Annotated in this window: 19 protein-coding genes and 1 tRNA gene; 6 read left to right on the top strand and 14 right to left on the bottom strand. The window is 64.3% G+C overall.

Annotation, left to right across the window (positions count from 1 at the left end; translation table 11 throughout):
- Positions 1-21: 21 nt before the first annotated feature.
- Together ATE71_RS13045 and ATE71_RS13040 are read right to left on the bottom strand one after the other, a co-directional pair.
- On the bottom strand, positions 22-1,005 hold the full coding sequence (locus ATE71_RS13045) for an agmatine deiminase family protein (RefSeq protein ID WP_058803741.1): 984 nt from the start codon (positions 1,003-1,005) through the stop codon (positions 22-24).
- Positions 1,006-1,110: 105 nt separating this feature from the next.
- Positions 1,111-2,796: a M28 family metallopeptidase gene (locus ATE71_RS13040; protein WP_058803740.1), complete on the bottom strand. Its 1,686-nt coding sequence runs from the start codon at positions 2,794-2,796 to the stop codon at positions 1,111-1,113.
- A 175-nt stretch (positions 2,797-2,971) separates the two neighbouring features.
- Between ATE71_RS13040 and ATE71_RS13035 the strand changes: the two genes are divergently transcribed.
- Positions 2,972-4,957 (top strand): alpha/beta hydrolase family protein, encoded by a 1,986-nt coding sequence (locus tag ATE71_RS13035; RefSeq protein ID WP_082665200.1) that lies wholly within the window; start codon positions 2,972-2,974, stop codon positions 4,955-4,957.
- Positions 4,958-5,032: 75 nt separating this feature from the next.
- Here ATE71_RS13035 and rpsD read toward each other — a convergent pair whose 3' ends face one another.
- Positions 5,033-5,644 carry a 30S ribosomal protein S4 gene (gene rpsD, locus ATE71_RS13030; protein WP_058803739.1) on the bottom strand — a complete coding sequence of 204 codons (612 nt, stop codon included), beginning with the start codon at positions 5,642-5,644 and terminating at the stop codon, positions 5,033-5,035.
- Between the two features lie 202 nt (positions 5,645-5,846).
- On the opposite strand from rpsD, the gene ATE71_RS13025 reads away from it, so the two are divergent.
- Positions 5,847-6,161: a chorismate mutase gene (locus ATE71_RS13025; RefSeq protein WP_058803808.1), complete on the top strand. Its 315-nt coding sequence runs from the start codon at positions 5,847-5,849 to the stop codon at positions 6,159-6,161.
- Between the two features lie 8 nt (positions 6,162-6,169).
- On the opposite strand, the gene ATE71_RS13020 is transcribed toward ATE71_RS13025, so the two are convergent.
- From ATE71_RS13020 to rpiB, 5 genes are read right to left on the bottom strand one after another with little or no spacing between them, the layout of a single operon-like run.
- Positions 6,170-6,922 carry an RNA methyltransferase gene (locus ATE71_RS13020; RefSeq protein WP_058803738.1) on the bottom strand — a complete coding sequence of 251 codons (753 nt, stop codon included), beginning with the start codon at positions 6,920-6,922 and terminating at the stop codon, positions 6,170-6,172.
- Positions 6,919-7,386, bottom strand: a complete 468-nt coding sequence (gene nrdR / locus ATE71_RS13015; RefSeq protein ID WP_058803737.1) for a transcriptional regulator NrdR — start codon at positions 7,384-7,386, stop codon at positions 6,919-6,921. The genes ATE71_RS13020 and nrdR overlap by 4 nt, the downstream gene beginning before the upstream one ends.
- A gap of 3 nt (positions 7,387-7,389) precedes the next feature.
- A complete protein-coding gene (locus ATE71_RS13010; protein ID WP_058803736.1) occupies positions 7,390-7,608 on the bottom strand; it encodes a hypothetical protein in 219 nt (72 codons plus the stop codon).
- Between the two features lie 4 nt (positions 7,609-7,612).
- Entirely contained in the window at positions 7,613-8,920 is a 1,308-nt protein-coding gene (glyA, locus tag ATE71_RS13005) for a serine hydroxymethyltransferase (protein WP_058803735.1), read from the bottom strand.
- Complete coding sequence (rpiB, locus tag ATE71_RS13000) at positions 8,917-9,369, bottom strand: ribose 5-phosphate isomerase B (RefSeq protein WP_058803734.1); 453 nt, start codon at positions 9,367-9,369, stop codon at positions 8,917-8,919. The genes glyA and rpiB overlap by 4 nt, the downstream gene beginning before the upstream one ends.
- A gap of 112 nt (positions 9,370-9,481) precedes the next feature.
- Between rpiB and ATE71_RS22725 the strand changes: the two genes are divergently transcribed.
- On the top strand, positions 9,482-9,646 hold the full coding sequence (locus ATE71_RS22725) for a hypothetical protein (protein WP_201022954.1): 165 nt from the start codon (positions 9,482-9,484) through the stop codon (positions 9,644-9,646).
- Between the two features lie 147 nt (positions 9,647-9,793).
- Here ATE71_RS22725 and ATE71_RS12995 read toward each other — a convergent pair whose 3' ends face one another.
- Positions 9,794-10,450 carry an alpha/beta hydrolase gene (locus ATE71_RS12995; protein WP_011541103.1) on the bottom strand — a complete coding sequence of 219 codons (657 nt, stop codon included), beginning with the start codon at positions 10,448-10,450 and terminating at the stop codon, positions 9,794-9,796.
- Between the two features lie 140 nt (positions 10,451-10,590).
- Between ATE71_RS12995 and ATE71_RS12990 the strand changes: the two genes are divergently transcribed.
- From ATE71_RS12990 to ATE71_RS12980, 3 genes are read left to right on the top strand one after another with little or no spacing between them, the layout of a single operon-like run.
- Entirely contained in the window at positions 10,591-11,682 is a 1,092-nt protein-coding gene (locus ATE71_RS12990) for a cysteine desulfurase family protein (RefSeq protein ID WP_058803733.1), read from the top strand.
- On the top strand, positions 11,683-12,018 hold the full coding sequence (locus tag ATE71_RS12985) for a 2Fe-2S iron-sulfur cluster-binding protein (protein WP_058803731.1): 336 nt from the start codon (positions 11,683-11,685) through the stop codon (positions 12,016-12,018).
- Positions 12,019-12,067: 49 nt separating this feature from the next.
- A complete protein-coding gene (locus tag ATE71_RS12980; protein WP_152998774.1) occupies positions 12,068-12,508 on the top strand; it encodes a hypothetical protein in 441 nt (146 codons plus the stop codon).
- A 36-nt stretch (positions 12,509-12,544) separates the two neighbouring features.
- On the opposite strand, the gene ATE71_RS12975 is transcribed toward ATE71_RS12980, so the two are convergent.
- From ATE71_RS12975 to ATE71_RS12955, 5 genes are all read right to left on the bottom strand, one after another.
- Complete coding sequence (locus ATE71_RS12975; RefSeq protein WP_058803807.1) at positions 12,545-13,849, bottom strand: sensor histidine kinase; 1,305 nt, start codon at positions 13,847-13,849, stop codon at positions 12,545-12,547.
- Between the two features lie 103 nt (positions 13,850-13,952).
- Positions 13,953-14,618, bottom strand: coding sequence for a response regulator transcription factor (locus ATE71_RS12970; protein WP_058803728.1), 666 nt, complete (start codon positions 14,616-14,618; stop codon positions 13,953-13,955).
- Between the two features lie 113 nt (positions 14,619-14,731).
- Positions 14,732-15,040 carry a hypothetical protein gene (locus ATE71_RS12965; protein ID WP_058803727.1) on the bottom strand — a complete coding sequence of 103 codons (309 nt, stop codon included), beginning with the start codon at positions 15,038-15,040 and terminating at the stop codon, positions 14,732-14,734.
- Positions 15,041-15,127: 87 nt separating this feature from the next.
- A tRNA-Val gene (locus tag ATE71_RS12960) sits at positions 15,128-15,202 on the bottom strand.
- Positions 15,203-15,386: 184 nt separating this feature from the next.
- Complete coding sequence (locus ATE71_RS12955; protein WP_037510426.1) at positions 15,387-15,659, bottom strand: HU family DNA-binding protein; 273 nt, start codon at positions 15,657-15,659, stop codon at positions 15,387-15,389.
- Between the last annotated feature and the right edge of the window lie 108 nt (positions 15,660-15,767).

Genomic DNA, 15,767 nt, shown 5'->3' with positions numbered 1-15,767 from the left:
TAGGGCGCTTCGGCCCCGATGCTAGGCTGGAAGCTGCTGGCTCGAGCAATGGAAGCTGCCGCCGCCGACGATGATCCCGCGGGCCGGCACGCCGACCGCGCGGCGATTGGGGAAAAGTGCCGCGAGGGCATCGACCGCGGCTTGATCGTTCGCGACGCCATAGGTCGGGACGACGACCGTCGTATTGCCGATGTAGAAGTTCATATAGCTCGCCGCGGCGATCTCGCCGCCGATCTCCACGCGGCCGGGCGAGGGCAGGTCGACGATCTCGATGCCGCCGAACGCCGCCGTCCGCGCCCGTGCGTCGGCATAGACATGCGCGTTGGGATCGTCCTCGCCCGCCGCGACGGGCAGCGCCAGCCGGCCTTCGCCCACAAAGCGCGCCAGATTGTCCACATGGCCGTCGGTATGGTCCCCGACGAGCCCGTTGCCGAGCCACAATATGCGGTCGATGCCGAGCGACTCATGCAGGCGCACCGCGATATCTTCCCGCGTCAGCGTCGGGTTGCGGTTGCTGTTGAGCAGGCATTCCTCGGTCGTAACGCAAAGGCCCGTGCCGTCGACGTCGATCCCGCCGCCTTCGAGTACCCAGTCGAGGTGCTGCGTCGGCAGGTTCGCTTGCGCGGCCAGGATCGCCCCGACCTCACGGTCGCCGGGCATTACGAACTTGTTACCCCACCAGTTGAATTCAAAATTGCGCGCCTCGCGCTGGGCATGGGTGCCGACGATGATCGGACCCGTGTCGCGCAGCCAGATATCGCCGAAGGGGGCGACGAACAACTGCACGCCCTCGTCGACGAGCGCCTCGGCGATATCGGCATTGTCATGGTCGCGAACGAGAAGATGCACTGTCTCACCACGTCCGCCGTCGTGGACCGCATTGGCAAAGGCCGCGACATCGCGGCGCGCCACGTCGATCTGGCCCGACCATTCGTCCACCATGTGCGGAAAGCCGATCCAGACGGCGTCGTGGGGCGCCCATTCGGCGGGCATGCGAAGAGTCATCAGCACTCGTCCTTTGTCGTCATTGCGAGGAGCGAAGCGACGCGGCAATCCAGAGCGGCTCAAAACCACCCTGAATTGCTTCGCTCCGCTCGCAATGACGAAGCCTTATTTTACCGCGGCGCGCGACTTGTCGCGGGCGGCGCGGAATTCGTCGCCCTCGACCCAGTTCGGCCACGCGTCGGTCATAGCGAGCATGCGGCCTGCGGCGTAATAGAGGCGCAGGTCCGACATCATGCCGCCCCAGTTGGTGATCGCCTCATACTCGTCGCCCGGCGCGTGATAGCGGTTCTTCTCATAATCTTCGGCCGCTTTCTTGCCGGCTTCGACACCGCCCTCGACCAGCTCGTCGCCGCTGCCGAAGTTGAACATCGGCACGCCGAGCTTGGCGAAGCTGAAATGATCCGAACGGTAATAAAAGCCTTTTTCGGGGGTCGGCTCGGCCTTGACCGTGCGGCCCTCCATTTTGGCGAGCTTTTCGACATAGGCGTCGAGTTCCGACTTGCCGCCGCCGACGACCACAATGTCTTTCGCCGGGCCGATGGCATTGAGGGCGTCCATGTTTACGCCGCCGACCGTCTGCGCGAGCGGGAAGACCGGGTTTTCGGCATAATATTTCGAGCCGAGCAGCCCCGATTCCTCGGCGGTGACGGCAAGGAAGACGATGCTGCGGTCGGGCGCGCCGGCCTTCTGAAAGGCCTGGGCCAGCGTCACGAGGCCCGCGATGCCGCTCGCATTGTCGACCGCGCCATTGCAGATATCGTCGCCATCGACCGGCGTGCAGCGACCAAGATGGTCCCAGTGACCGGTGTAGAGGACATATTCGTCGGGACGCTTCGCGCCCGGCAGGACGCCGATCACGTTGCGTGACATCTTCTTCGAGATGTCATTGTCGAAGCCGAAATTCGCCTTCACGCCCGTCAGCGGGACGGGCTTGAAGCCTTTCGCCTTCGCGGCTTCGCGCAGCTTGTCGAAATCCTGTCCCGCGCTCGCGAAGAGTTCCTTGGCCTTGGCGAGCTGGATCCAGCCGTTGGCGACGGTTTCCTTGGCGCCGCCGTCCTTGCTCTCGGCCAGATATTGCGTGCCGGTGTTGCTGTTTTCAACCACGTTCCAGCCATAGGCCGCGGGTTCGGTGTCGTGGACGATCAGCACGGCGGCGGCGCCCTGCCGCGCGGCTTCCTCATATTTGTACGACCAGCGGCCATAATAGGTCATCGCGCGGCCGTTGAATTCGCCCTTGGCTTCCTTGGTCTGCCAGTCGGGGTCGTTGACGAGGACGACGACGGTCTTGCCCTTCACATCGAGCCCGGCATAGTCGTTCCAGCCCTTTTCGGGAGCGTTGATGCCGTAACCGACGAAGACGACGTCGCTGTCCTTGACCTCGGTCTTCGGCTGCACGCGATAGCTGAATGCCACATAGTCTTTCGCATATTGCGCGGTGACCGGCGTCTTGCCGCCGGTGAAAGTGAGGGGCGTCGCATTCTTCGCGGTGATCTCGACCAGCGGCACGTCCTGCGTCCACTTGCCGTTGTTCCCGGGCTTCAGCCCCGCTTCCTCATATTTCTTGATGATATAGGCGACGGTCTTTTCCTCGCCTGCGGTCCCGGGAGCGCGGCCCTCATAAGCGTCCGACGAGAGTTCCTTGGTCACCTCCTGAAGCGTAGCGAGCGACAGTTCGGGGATTTCGACGTCGGGGATGGCGACGGCCGACGTCACCGTCTTGTCGGAGGCATTGCACGCGGCAACGGTGAGGAGAACCGCAAAGGCTGCGGTCGATCGGGGGAAACGAAGCATGGAAATTCCTCGGTTTTTCGTATTCGACCGCGGGCTTTTGCCAGCCGCAGCGCCCCGATGCAAGGCGAGTGACGATTGGGCCAGCCCGCCCAAATGTCGCCAATATCGTCTGAAAAATGCTTGATAATCTTTCCCTTTTTGCCAGTCTGCCGCCGGAAACTGACGGGGGATTATAATGATTTGGACGAAATGGGCGGGACGCGGCCTCTCGGTCGCGGCCTTGGCGGCGGCTTTGTCGGCAAATGCGCCGGCCGGCGCGCAGGAAGTGGACAATGCGGCGCGATTCGGTGCTCTGGAATCGATTTTAGATGTCAGCCTCTCGCCCGATGGTCATCATCTGGCGTTCGTCGGGCAGGGGAAAGGCCGGACCCGAAACCTCTATGTCGTCGATACCGTCGAGGGCGCTGCACCGCGCAGTATCCTGACGAGCGACGGGGGTGATGGCGGCAATCTGAGCTGGTGCGGCTGGGTGACCAATGAGCGCCTTGCCTGCCAGACCTTCGTTCGCGACGAGGTCGCAGGGGAGGTCATGGGGGCGAGCAATATCGTCGCGCTCGACGCCGTCGGCGGGAATGTCCGCCTGCTCAGCAAAGGCCGTAGCCACCGGTCGCTCTATGCCGATTTGCGCGGCGGCAGCGTCATCGACTGGTCATCGACCGACAATGGCTCGCTGTTGATGACGCGAAGCTATGTCCCAGAAAACACGATGAATACGCGCATCGCCGAAAGCGGGGAGGGGCTGGGCGTCGATCGGGTCGATACGGTGAAAGCAACCGCCCGCCGCGTCGAAGCGCCCAACCGCGACGCGATCGCCTATCTGTCGGACGGCCATGGCAATGTGCGGATCATGGCGACGCAGGGCGTTTTGAGCAGCACCGGGCAGCTCGATCCGGTGATCCGTTTCTTTTTTCGTCCCAAGGACGGCGGATCGTGGCGGCCTCTGGCGCAAACCGATATCATCGCCGAAGATGGATTCGAGCCGGCGGCGATCGATGCCGGAACGAACCGCGTGTTCGGGTTCCAAAAGATCGATGGCCGCAAGGCGGTCGTCGCAATGGCGCTCGACGGGAGTGGGGCGACAACCACCGTCTTCGCGCATCCAGAAGTCGATGTAGACGATATCATACGCATCGGCCGGAACGGCCGCATCGTCGGCGTCTCCTATGCGACCGACCAGCGCGAGGCGGTGATGACCGATGCCCCGCTGGCACGGATGACCGGCGCCCTGTCAAAGGCGCTCGGCGGCAAGCAGGTTGTAATCGTCGATGCCTCGGCAGACGAGGGCCGCTACCTGATCCGCGCCGAATCCGACACCGATCCCGGCACCTATTATCTCTATACACCCGAAGCGAAGGAACTGCGTCCGCTGCTGTCCGCGCGCGTCCAGCTCGCGGAAACGACGTTGTCGCCGGTAAAACCGATCACCTATCCTGCGACCGACGGCACGATGGTACCGGGGTATCTGACGCTGCCGCCGGGCCGCGAGGATGCGAAGGGATTGCCCGCCATCGTGATGCCGCACGGCGGGCCGTCAGCGCGCGACGAATGGGGCTTCGACTGGCTGGCGCAATATTTCGCGCAAAGCGGCTATGCCGTGCTGCAGCCCAATTACCGCGGATCGTCGGGATATGGCGACCAGTGGTACCAGAACAACGGTTTTCAGTCGTGGAAAACGGCAGTCGGCGATATCGCCGACGGGGGGCGCTGGCTGGTGTCGGGGCAGGGCGTCGATCCGGCCAAATTGTCGATCGTCGGCTGGTCCTATGGCGGCTATGCCGCGCTGCAATCGGGCGTCCTGGCGCCTGACCTGTTCAAGGCCATCGTCGCCATCGCCCCCGTCACCGACCTCGCGCAGTTGAAGGACGAAGCTTCGCGCGAGGGCGCCAGCCGGATCAGCGCCAAATTCATCGGCGCGGGCCCGCATGTCCGGGAGGGATCGCCCGCGCAAAACGCCGGTGCGATCGAGGTGCCGGTGCTGATGTTCCACGGGACATACGACCAGAATGTCGATGTCGCCCAGTCGCGCACGATGCGCCGCGCGCTGGAGGGCAAGGGGAAGCGCGTCGAATTGATCGAATATCCCGAACTGGCCCATTCGCTGGAAGAAGGCGATGCACGCGCCGACATGCTCCGCAAGATATCGGCCTTCCTGCCGCACTAGGGGCCTGACCTTGAAACAAAAGGGGCGGCCCGTCGCCGGACCGCCCCTTTGATTTCGTGCGGGTGAGCCGCCGGATCAGCGCGAATAGAATTCGACGACCAGATTCGGTTCCATCTTCACCGGATAGGGCACTTCGTCGAGCGTGGGCACGCGGACATAGGTCGTCTTGGTGCCGTCGACCGCCAGATATTCGGGCAGGTCGCGCTCGGGCAGGCTCTGCGCTTCGGCGACCAGCGCCATTTCCTGCGCCTTCTTGCCGAGAGTGATTTCGTCGCCCGGCTTCACAAGGCGGCTCGCGACGTTGCACTTCACGCCGTTCACATAGACGTGGCCGTGGCTGACAAGCTGGCGTGCCGAGAAGATCGTCGGGGTGAACTTCGAACGATACACGACCGCGTCGAGGCGGCGCTCGAGCAGGCCAATCAGGTTCTGGCCGGTGTCGCCCTTCATGCGCGACGCTTCGAAATAGTTCTTCTTGAACTGCTTTTCGGTGATGTCGCCGTAATAGCCCTTCAGCTTCTGCTTCGCGCGGAGCTGGATGCCGAAGTCCGACATCTTGCCCTTGCGGCGCTGGCCGTGCTGGCCGGGGCCATATTCGCGGCGGTTGACCGGGCTCTTCGGGCGACCCCAGATGTTTTCGCCCATCCGGCGGTCGAGTTTATACTTGGCGCTCTGGCGCTTCGACATATGTCGTCTCCAATTTGCTGTGTGCCGAAGGATTTCGGCGGGTCCCGGGTCGCACCATATGGACGAGATGCCATATGCGACCGCCGCTTCACCGGGGTGCGGGGTCCATTGCGAAGGCGCGCGGTTAGACGGCGATGCGGAGAAAGTCAAGCGCGCCAGCCGCGGCTCGACAGAATGGAAAAAGCCGTTAAAGGCAGCGCGCATGACGTCCGCCAAACTTCCCGAACAGTGCGAAACCATGACCGAAGTGCGCGCCGGGGTCGATCAGGTCGACCGCGAGCTCGTCGCACTGCTCGTCCGCCGCTTTGGCTATATGGACGCGGCGGCGCGTATCAAGGCCGAGCGGACCGCGGTCCGCGACGAGGCCCGCAAGGCCGAGGTGCTCGACAATGTTGGCCGCGAAGCCGCCGCCGCCGGGCTGGAGCCCGATCGAGTGCGCGCGGTGTGGAACGAGCTGGTCGAACAATCGATCGCCTATGAAACCGTCCGCTGGGACCGGTTGCGCGCCGCCGGCTGAGCGCTCGCCTATCGCGATCTCGGAGTCCGTCCGAGCGCGGTTATGATGCCGCGCATCATCCGGATATCATTGTAGGACCAACCTGTCTTGGTCAGCGCGGTGCGCAGCGTGCGAAGCGTCATCGTCCGGCGGTCGGGCGGAAAGAAATAGCCCGCGGTGTCGAGATCGCGAACGAGATGGTCGATCAGGCCTTCAAGTTCGCCGTGCGGCGCGGGCGGATCGAGCTCGACCGTGGGCGGGCTGGCCAGCGTCACACCCCCATCGACCCCGCTCGGAACGAGCTTCGACCATTCATAGGCGAGCAGGATCACCGCCTGAGCGAGGTTTAGCGAGGCGAATTGAGGATTGATCGGCACCGTCACGATCTTGTGCGCCAGCGCGACATCGTCGGTATCCAGCCCCGACCGTTCGGCGCCGAAAACATAGACCGAGCGGCCGGCGCTCGCATGAACTTCGCGCGCCGCGGCCTCGGGCGTCAAAACCGGCTTGGTCACGCCGCGCTTGCGCACGGTTGTCGCATAGATAGTCGTGCAGTCGGCGACGGCGTCGGCGAGCGTGTCGAACACGCGCGCGTCCGCCAGCACGATATCGGCGCCCGACGCCGCCGGACCCGCGTCGGGGTTTGGCCAGCCGTCGCGCGGGGCGACGAGACGGAGTTCGGTCAGCCCGAAATTGAGCATCGCACGCGCCGCCTTGCCGATATTTTCACCAAGCTGCGGACGGACCAGAACGATGACGGGGGGCGGGGATGCCGCGGTCATTTGCTCGGCCGCGCGGCCTCGGTGATTGTCGAGGCAAATTCCTCGAAATCCTTGGCTTCGGTGAAATCGCGATAGACGCTGGCAAATCGGATATAGGCGACATTGTCGAAGCCCTTGAGTGCTTCCATCACCATCGCGCCGATTTGCTGCGCCTGGACTTCGTTATCGCCCGAGGTTTCGAGCTGGCGCTGGATGCCCGACACCAGCCGCTCGATCCGCGCGCCGTCGATCGGGCGCTTGCGGCACGCGATCTGGACGCTGCGCATCAATTTTTCGCGGTCGAAGGGCTCACGCGTCCCGCCCGTCTTGAGCACCGCGACTTCGCGCAGCTGGATGCGCTCGAAGGTCGTGAAGCGCGCGCCGCAATCCTCGCACTGGCGCCGGCGGCGAATCGCGGCGCCATCCTCGGTCGGACGGCTGTCCTTCACCTGGCTGTCTTCATGTCCGCAATAGGGGCAGCGCATGGGCTAGCGTTTCACCCGCATGAGGAGCGCGATCAGCGCGCCGCCGAACAGGCCGACCGGCCAGCTGATCGCGTCGAGCAGCAACCCGACCGCAGCCCCGATGCCGCCGCCGATCAGCACCGGGCGGGTCGAGGGATGCGCCATCCCCTGCTTGCCCATCGCCTTGACCTCTTCGATGGTGACTTCAACCAGCGTCGGTTCCTCGGGGTGCTGCCGCGCCATAGCTTTATCCCTGATAGATGGGAAAGCGCTCGCACAGCGCGCGCACGCGGCCGCGGACGTTCGCTTCGACGTCGGCGTCGCCATGCTCGCCCTTGTCGCGCAGCGCTTCGAGCACGTCGGCGACCATATCGCCGATCTCCTCGAACTCGGCGATCCCGAAGCCGCGCGTCGTGCCTGCGGGCGAACCGACGCGGATACCGCTGGTCTTGACCGGGGGAAGCGGGTCGAAGGGAACGCCATTCTTGTTGCAGGTGATCGCGCTACGTTCGAGCGCCTCGTCGGCGTCGCGGCCCGTGATGCCGAGCGGGCGCAAGTCGATCAGCGCGAGATGTGTGTCGGTGCCGCCCGCGACGACGTCGGCGCCGCGCGCTTTGAGGCGGTTGGCGAGCGCCTGCGCGTTGGCGATCGTCGCCTTTGCATAGTCCTTGAATTCGGGGCGCAGCGCTTCGCCAAACGCCACTGCTTTCGCCGCGATGACGTGCATCAGCGGGCCGCCCTGCAAACCCGGGAAGACCGCCGAATTGATCCGCTTGGCGATCGCTTCGTCATTGGTCAAGATCATGCCACCGCGCGGACCGCGCAGCGTCTTGTGCGTCGTGGTGGTAACGACATGCGCATGTTCCATCGGCGAGGGATGCGCGCCGCCGGCGACGAGGCCGGCGAAATGCGCCATGTCGACCATCAGCAGCGCGCCCACATTGTCGGCGATGGCGCGGAATCGGGCGAAATCGAGCGTGCGCGGATAGGCCGAGCCCCCCGCGATGATGAGGGACGGGCGATGTTCCTTCGCCAGCGCCTCGACCTGGTCGAAATCGACCAGATGATCGTCGGCGCGCACGCCATATTGCACCGCGTTGAACCATTTGCCCGACATCGCGGGCGCCGCGCCGTGGGTCAGGTGGCCGCCGGCGTCAAGACTCATGCCGAGGATCGTCGCGCCGGGCTTGGTCAGCGCGAGCATCACGGCGCCGTTCGCCTGTGCGCCCGAATGCGGCTGGACGTTGGCGAAGCCGCAATCGAAGAGCTGCTTGGCGCGGTCGATCGCGAGCTGCTCGACCTCGTCCGACGGGGCGCAGCCCTGATAATAGCGGCGGCCCGGATAACCTTCGGCATATTTGTTGGTGAACACGCTGCCTTGCGCTTCGAGTACCGCCTTCGAGACGATATTCTCCGACGCGATCAGCTCGATCTGATATTGCTCGCGTTCGAGCTCATGCTTCATCGCCGCCGCAACCGCAGGGTCGACCGTGCCGACGCCGTCGGTGAAATAGCCGGCCGATTTGATGGGCTTGTCGAGGGTCTCTGTGGTCATCGGCTCGTCTCCAGTTGGGGCGGATTGGAAAGCTTGTCGACGCGGCGCGCGTGGCGGTCGCCGGCGAATTGGGTGGTCAGGAAGGCGTCGAGGCAGGCCTTTGCCATATCGATGCCGGTCAGACGCGCGCCCATCGCAATGACGTTGGCGTCATTATGCTCGCGCGACAGCTTCGCCGACAGCGGTTCCGACACCAGCGCGCAGCGTGCGGCGGGGTTCCGGTTGACCGAAATCGAAATACCAATGCCCGAGCCGCAGAGAGCAACGCCGCGTTCCGCGCGGCCGTCGGCGATCGCCTCGCCCAGCTTGTATCCATAGTCGGGATAATCGACGCTTTCGGGGCCGTTGGTGCCGAGGTCCTCGACCTCGTGGCCCTTCTCGCGCAGCCAGACGGCAAGCAAGGCCTTGAGCTCGTAAGCGGCGTGGTCGGAGGCGATGGCGATGCGCATGGTGCGGCTCCCGCGGTGTCTAAGGGAATCGATGAGCGCGCTTTAGGCGAAGGCGCCGGACTTTGCCATAAGCGAGGTGGCAAATTTGTGACCGCGCCGATAAAAGCCGGCCATGTCCGACACGATCCTCTCGATCCTGATGCTGACCGGCGTGCTGATGACCGGCGGCGCCGTCCTCGTCTTTCGCAAGGGTGACCGGCGCCGCGCGTTGCTGATGCTGGTCGCGGCGCTGGTGATGTTCGCTAATGTCGCGATCTGGCTGGTGCCGGTGAAATAATAAATGATCCTCCCTGCCGCGAAGCGGTGGGAGGGGGACCGCCGCGAAGCGGTGGTGGAGGGGCCGCGACGTCGCGCCATTCGCCCCTCCGTCAGCCGCTATGCCGCTGCCACCTCCCCATGCCTTCGGCACAGGGAGGAGCGTTCGTCAACGGATCGGCGAATCGGGCGCGAGCCGCATATCCAGATAATTGTCGAGCGACTTCATCAGCTGGTCGAGCTCATGCTCGAAGAAATGGTTCGCGCGCGGGATCTCGTCGTGATGGATCGTGATGCCCTTTTGCGTGCGCAATTTATCGACCAGCTTCTGAACCGCGCTCGGCGGCACGATCTCGTCCTGGCCGCCCGCGACGATGATGCCCGACGAGGGGCAGGGTGCGAGGAAGCTGAAGTCGTACATGTTCGCCGGCGGCGCGACCGACAGGAAGCCGCGGATTTCGGGGCGTCGCATCAAAAGCTGCATGCCGATCCACGCACCGAAGCTGAAGCCCGCGACCCAGGTCGTCTGCGCCTCGGGATGGATTGACTGGACCCAGTCGAGCGCCGATGCGGCGTCGGACAGTTCGCCGATACCATTGTCGAACGTGCCCTGGCTGCGGCCGACGCCGCGGAAGTTGAAGCGAAGCACCGCGAAGCCGCGCGCGACGAAGCTCTTGTACATCGCCTGCGTGATGCGGTCGTTCATCGTACCGCCGCCCTGCGGGTGCGGGTGGAGGATCAGAGCCACCGGCGCGCGCGGGCGCGGCGGAGGCGAGAAACGGCCTTCGATGCGGCCCTCGGGGCCGGGGAAAATGACGTCGGGCATGGGCGCACCTTCTATATGTTTTGGGCTTGCCAGTGATTCGCCGAAGGGCGGGGTGGCGGAGCGGGATTGGCGCCTATATAGAAAATAGGTCTCAACATGCAACTTTTGCGAATCGTTCGCAACAAGGATATTTTCGGCGAATGATTTACCTCGATTACCAAGCCACTACGCCGCTGGCTCCGGAGGCGCGGGAGGCGATGCTGCGCTGGTTCGAGGGCCCGGGGGAGGGGGACGGTTTTGCGAATCCGTCGAGCGCGCACAAGGCGGGGCGTGCCGCCGCAGCCGCAGTCGAAGTGGCGCGCGATCAAGTCGCGGCGCTGCTGCCCACCGGGGGGCGGGTCTTCTTCACTTCGGGCGCGACCGAGGCGCTGAACTGGGCGTTGCTGCGCGGTGCCGAGGCTATGCCGGGCGGCGTCGCGGGGTTCAGCATCGAACATGCCGCATCGCTGCAGTGCCTCGAGCGGCTGAACGCGGCGATCCTGCCGGTCGATGAAAAGGGTCTGGCACTGCCCCCTGAAGACGAACTGATACCCGAAAACGGTATCATCGCGACGATGCTGGTGAACAACGAGGTCGGGACGATCCAGCCGGTCGCCGATTTCGCCGATGCCGCTCATGCGAAAAACAGCCTGCTGCTCTGCGACGCGGTGCAGGGCTATGGCCGCGTCGCGATTCCCGACGGCGCCGACCTCGTCGCGATCTCGGCACACAAGATTCACGGGCCCAAGGGCATCGGGGCGCTGTGGGTGAAGGACGGCATCGACCTGCCGCCGCTGATGTTCGGCGGCGCGCAGGAACAGGGGATGCGCTCGGGCACCGTCTCACCGGCGCTATGCGCCGGATTCGGCGCAGCCGCGGCACTCGCCGCCGAGCGGTTCGACACGGACGCAAGCCATGTCGAGCGCCTATGGTCGCTCGCGCGCGACCTGCTGCCCGAATGGACGCTCAACGGCGCCGAAAACCCCCGATACCACGGTAATCTCAATGTTCGCCGCGAGGGCGTCAACGGCCTCCGCCTGATGTCCGACGCGCGCGAAATCGCCTTTTCGCTCGGCAGCGCCTGCGGCAGCGGCTCGGGCAAGGTCAGCCACGTCCTGCGCGCAATGGGCGTCAGCGAGACCGATGCGCGCGCCTCGATCCGGCTTGGCTGGGGGCGTTATACGAGCGAGCAGGAGTTGCGCGAAGGGCTGACCGCGATCAAGGATGCCGCTCGCCTTCAGGGAGTGAATTGATTGCGCGTCACCTTCATCCACGCCGATGGCAAGGGCCGCACCGAGGCCGAGGCGGAGGCGGGCGACATCTTGCTCGATGTCGCGCAGGCGCATCTGATGCCGCTCGAAGGGACATGCGAGGGCCAGATGGCCTGCTCGACCTGTCACGTCATCGTCACGAAGGAGGATTTCGAGCGCTTGCCCCCCGCGACCGAGATGGAAGAGGATATGCTCGACCTTGCCGCGGGCGTGCGCCGTACCAGCCGCCTATCGTGCCAGATCGTGTTGACGGCCGACCTCGACGGGCTGACCGTCCATATTCCATCCGAAAGTCGCAATATGCAGGGACCGCGGTGATCGCAAGCGACGGATTGCGTACGTCCCTCCTATGGCCCAAAACGCCGCGATGAGGATTGTCTCCATATCAGCTGAGTTGCATGTCTTCGATGCACGTGTGAACTATGAAGAACCGCTGCGCTTTGCTGTGAATTTTGATGACGGATCCTTGATCCGGCTGGCCCGAATGGGTGACGGTGAGGGTGTAATCATTGATCGGCTTCCCCTTGAGGAGCCCATGAATTTCGAAGAATGCGGTCGAACAGCGACCTTCGACGTTACCGAACGCCTCGATGAGACTTTGAGAAATTCTGAAATCCACGAGTTGCTTGCCATACGCAGCCCCTCGAGCAAGCTGATTGGATTGGCACTTGCACGCGATGGCGGCGAGCGCTTCTGTATATGGATGGACGGAGGTGACGAATTTCACTGGGGTCCGGAATCTGTCCTCGCTAACTGGACTTGGGCGCCCGGTGGAGACGGGAAGATCGGCAGCTCTATCCAAGTCTAATTGACGTCCGCTCCCCACCCCTAAGCAGAGCTTGTGCTATCCCGTGGGCAATCTCAGCCGCACCAGCAGCCCGCCCAGGTCCTCGCTCTCCTCGAGCGCGACGCTGCCGCCGTAAATTTCGGCGACGTCGCGCACGATCGCGAGGCCCAGCCCGGTTCCCGGTTTGCCGCTGTCGAGCCGGACGCCGCGGTCGATCACGCGATCGCGATCGGCGGGCGAGATACCGGGACCGTCGTCCTCGACGACAATCTCGGCCATCGCGCCGCTCTGCCGGACGGTGACGAAGACGCTGCCGCCGCCATATTTGGCGGCATTTTCAAGCAAATTGCCGATCAACTCGTCAAGGTCCTGCCGCTCGACCCGCGCGACGAGCGTCTTGTCGCCGTCCGCGTCGAGACGGACGTTGGGATAGAGTGCGGCCACCGCGCGCGACACGCTGCCGACGCTGTCCCACACGACCGCGCGCGCCTGCGCCGCGCCGCGCCGGCCGACGGCGCGCGCGCGGGCGAGGTGGTGGTCGACCTGCCGCTGCATCGTCGCCGCCTCGCGCCGCACGGTTTCGGCGAGATCGGAATCGGAGCTTGTCGCGCTGTTGACGAGCACCGTAAGCGGCGTTTTCAGCGCATGCGCCAGATTGCCGGCATGGAGCCGCGCCTCTTCCGCCTGCTTTTCGTTATGCGCGAGCAGCGCGTTGAGCTCATCGACCATCGGCTGCACCTCGAGCGGCAGCGGCGCATCGACGCGGCGGTTCTGACCCCCGCGCATCGCCGCGATCGCGCGGCGGATATGGCGCAGCGGCCAGAGGCCGTAGAATGTCTGGAGCGCAGCGAGGATGATGAGGCCGAGGCCGAGCAGTGCAAGGCTGGGGATCAGCGTGGAACGGACTGCTCCGACCTGCATATCCAGTGCCTCGCGCGATTGCGCGATCTGGTAACGCCAGTTGACCTTGCTGCCGGGCAGGATGACGTTGCGTTCGAGCACGCGCAATTCCTCGTCGGGAAACTGGGTGCTGTCATAGGTGTGGATCTGATCGTCGATGTGCGGCGTCGGCGCCTTCAGCGTCCGCTCCCAAAGCGAGCGCGAGCGATAGGGCTCCTGCGTTCCGCCGCTGATCTGCCAGTAAAGGCCGCTGTAGGGCTCGAGGAAACGCTGGTCGCCGAGCGGTTCGATCAGCCGTACCTCGCCGTCGGGGCCGATTTCCGACGAGCGGATCATCGCGATCAGCACATATTCGAGGCTCGAATCGAAATTGCGCGTGATCGCGCCGGTCAGCACCCGGTCGAGGGCGAAGCCGCCGCCGATCAGCAGCACCGAGATCCACAGCGCCGCAATCGCTATCATGCGCCGCGCGAGCGAACCGGTAATGCGGCTGGTCGGCGCCGCCGGTTTGTCCGCCGCATCCGGGTCCGCAACGACCGCCGGGGCGACGTCGGCTTCGGCCATCTTATCCCTGCGGATCGTCGAGCTGGTAGCCGAGCCCGCGGATCGTGGTGATGATGTCGGCACCCAGCTTCTTGCGGATGCGCGTCACAAACACTTCGATCGTGTTCGAATCGCGGTCGAAATCCTGATCGTAGATATGTTCGATCAATTCGGTGCGCGACACGACCTTGCCCTTGTGATGAAGCAGGTATGAAAGCAGCTTATATTCCTGCGCGGTCAGCTTCACCGGCGCACCGGCCAGCGTCACCCGGCCCGATCGCGTGTCGAGGCGCACATCGCCCGCGACCAACTCGCTCGACGCATTGCCCGCCGCGCGGCGGATCAGCGCGCGAAGCCGCGCGATCAGTTCCTCGGTCTGGAACGGCTTGGCAAGATAGTCGTCGGCGCCCGCGTCGAGCCCCGCCACCTTGTCCGACCAGCTGTCGCGCGCGGTCAGGACGAGTACGGGGAAATTGCGCTTTTCGCGGCGCCAGCGATCGAGCACGGTCAGCCCGTCGATCTCGGGCAGCCCGAGGTCGAGGATCGCCGCATCATAATTTTCGGTCGACCCCAGAAAATGCCCGTCCTCGCCGTCAGTCGCAAGATCGACGGCATAGCCGGCACCTTCGAGCGTGGCCTTGAGCTGCGGACCCAGCGTGGGTTCGTCTTCGACAATCAAAATCCGCATTCAGGCGCCTTTCCGTTGCGCGCCGGGCAGCCCGGCCGCATGTTTCGACTGTGTATCAACTCCGGACGATCATCGCAAAAGCTCGTTGCGACGAAAGCCCGGCGACCAATATGTCAGGGTTTACGTCCGAGAATCCGGCCGGTGCGGGCATCGACATAGACGACGACGACCTGGCTGCCATCCATGAATTTGAGCGCATAGATCATCCGGCCAGCGTCGAACTGCGGCCCGCCCAGATAGGTCATGCCGCTGTAGGGCGCGCGCGATTTGACGTCGGCGATCAGTTTGTTCAGCGGGATTACATGCCCCTGCGCCGCCGCTTCGCGCAGATGGTTCTGGTCGCGGTCACCGCGCGCGACCGCGGGCATGCCGGCGGAAAGCAGCAGCGTGCAAATCAGGGAAAGGGTCAGCGTTCGGATCATGGCCGTTTCTCTAATGCGAAGGCATTGAATAGGCGATGAATGAGCGGGTCAGCCCCGGTTCTGTTAACGGACATGGCCCGAAAGCCATGGTGGGCGCGACAGGGATTGAACCTGTGACCCCACCCGTGTGAAGGGTGTGCTCTACCGCTGAGCTACGCGCCCGTCCGGTCAATGGGCGACAGCCCGTTGCCCGAAAGCCGGACGTCCATAGCCGCTGGCGCGGCGAATGCAACGCCCATTTGCCCGAAATTTCGCCTATCGGAGTCTGTGTGACGGACTCTAACGCAAATCGGGCCGCAGCTTGCGCCACGGCCCGAAATGTTTTTACCAAAAGGCGCGGGCCAACTTAGTTGACGGCGTCCTTGAGGGCCTTGCCGGCCTTGAACTTCGGCTGGTTCGACGCCGCAATGGTCATCGTTTCGCCGGTGCGCGGGTTGCGACCGGTCGATGCCTTGCGCTTGCTGACCGCAAAGGTGCCAAAGCCGACGAGACGGACTTCGCCGCCCTTCTTCAGCGAACCGGTGATCGCGTCGAACACGGCCTCGACGGCCTTGCTCGCGTCACCCTTGGTCAGGCCGCTCGAGTCAGCGACGGCGGCGATCAGGTCTTGTTTGTTCATGCCTAAGGAACCCCTGCATTATGGTTGGTTAAATGATTCTCATGGCCCGAAGCCATGGCGCGTCACTAACGATGTTTGACCCCGGCTTGTCAAAGCAAAAAAGGCCGT

The organism is Sphingopyxis sp. H115, assembly GCF_001468465.1.
Classification (GTDB): Bacteria; Pseudomonadota; Alphaproteobacteria; order Sphingomonadales; family Sphingomonadaceae; genus Sphingopyxis.
Note: the sequence above shows the minus strand (reverse complement) of the source record. Positions and strands in the feature narration are given on the sequence as shown.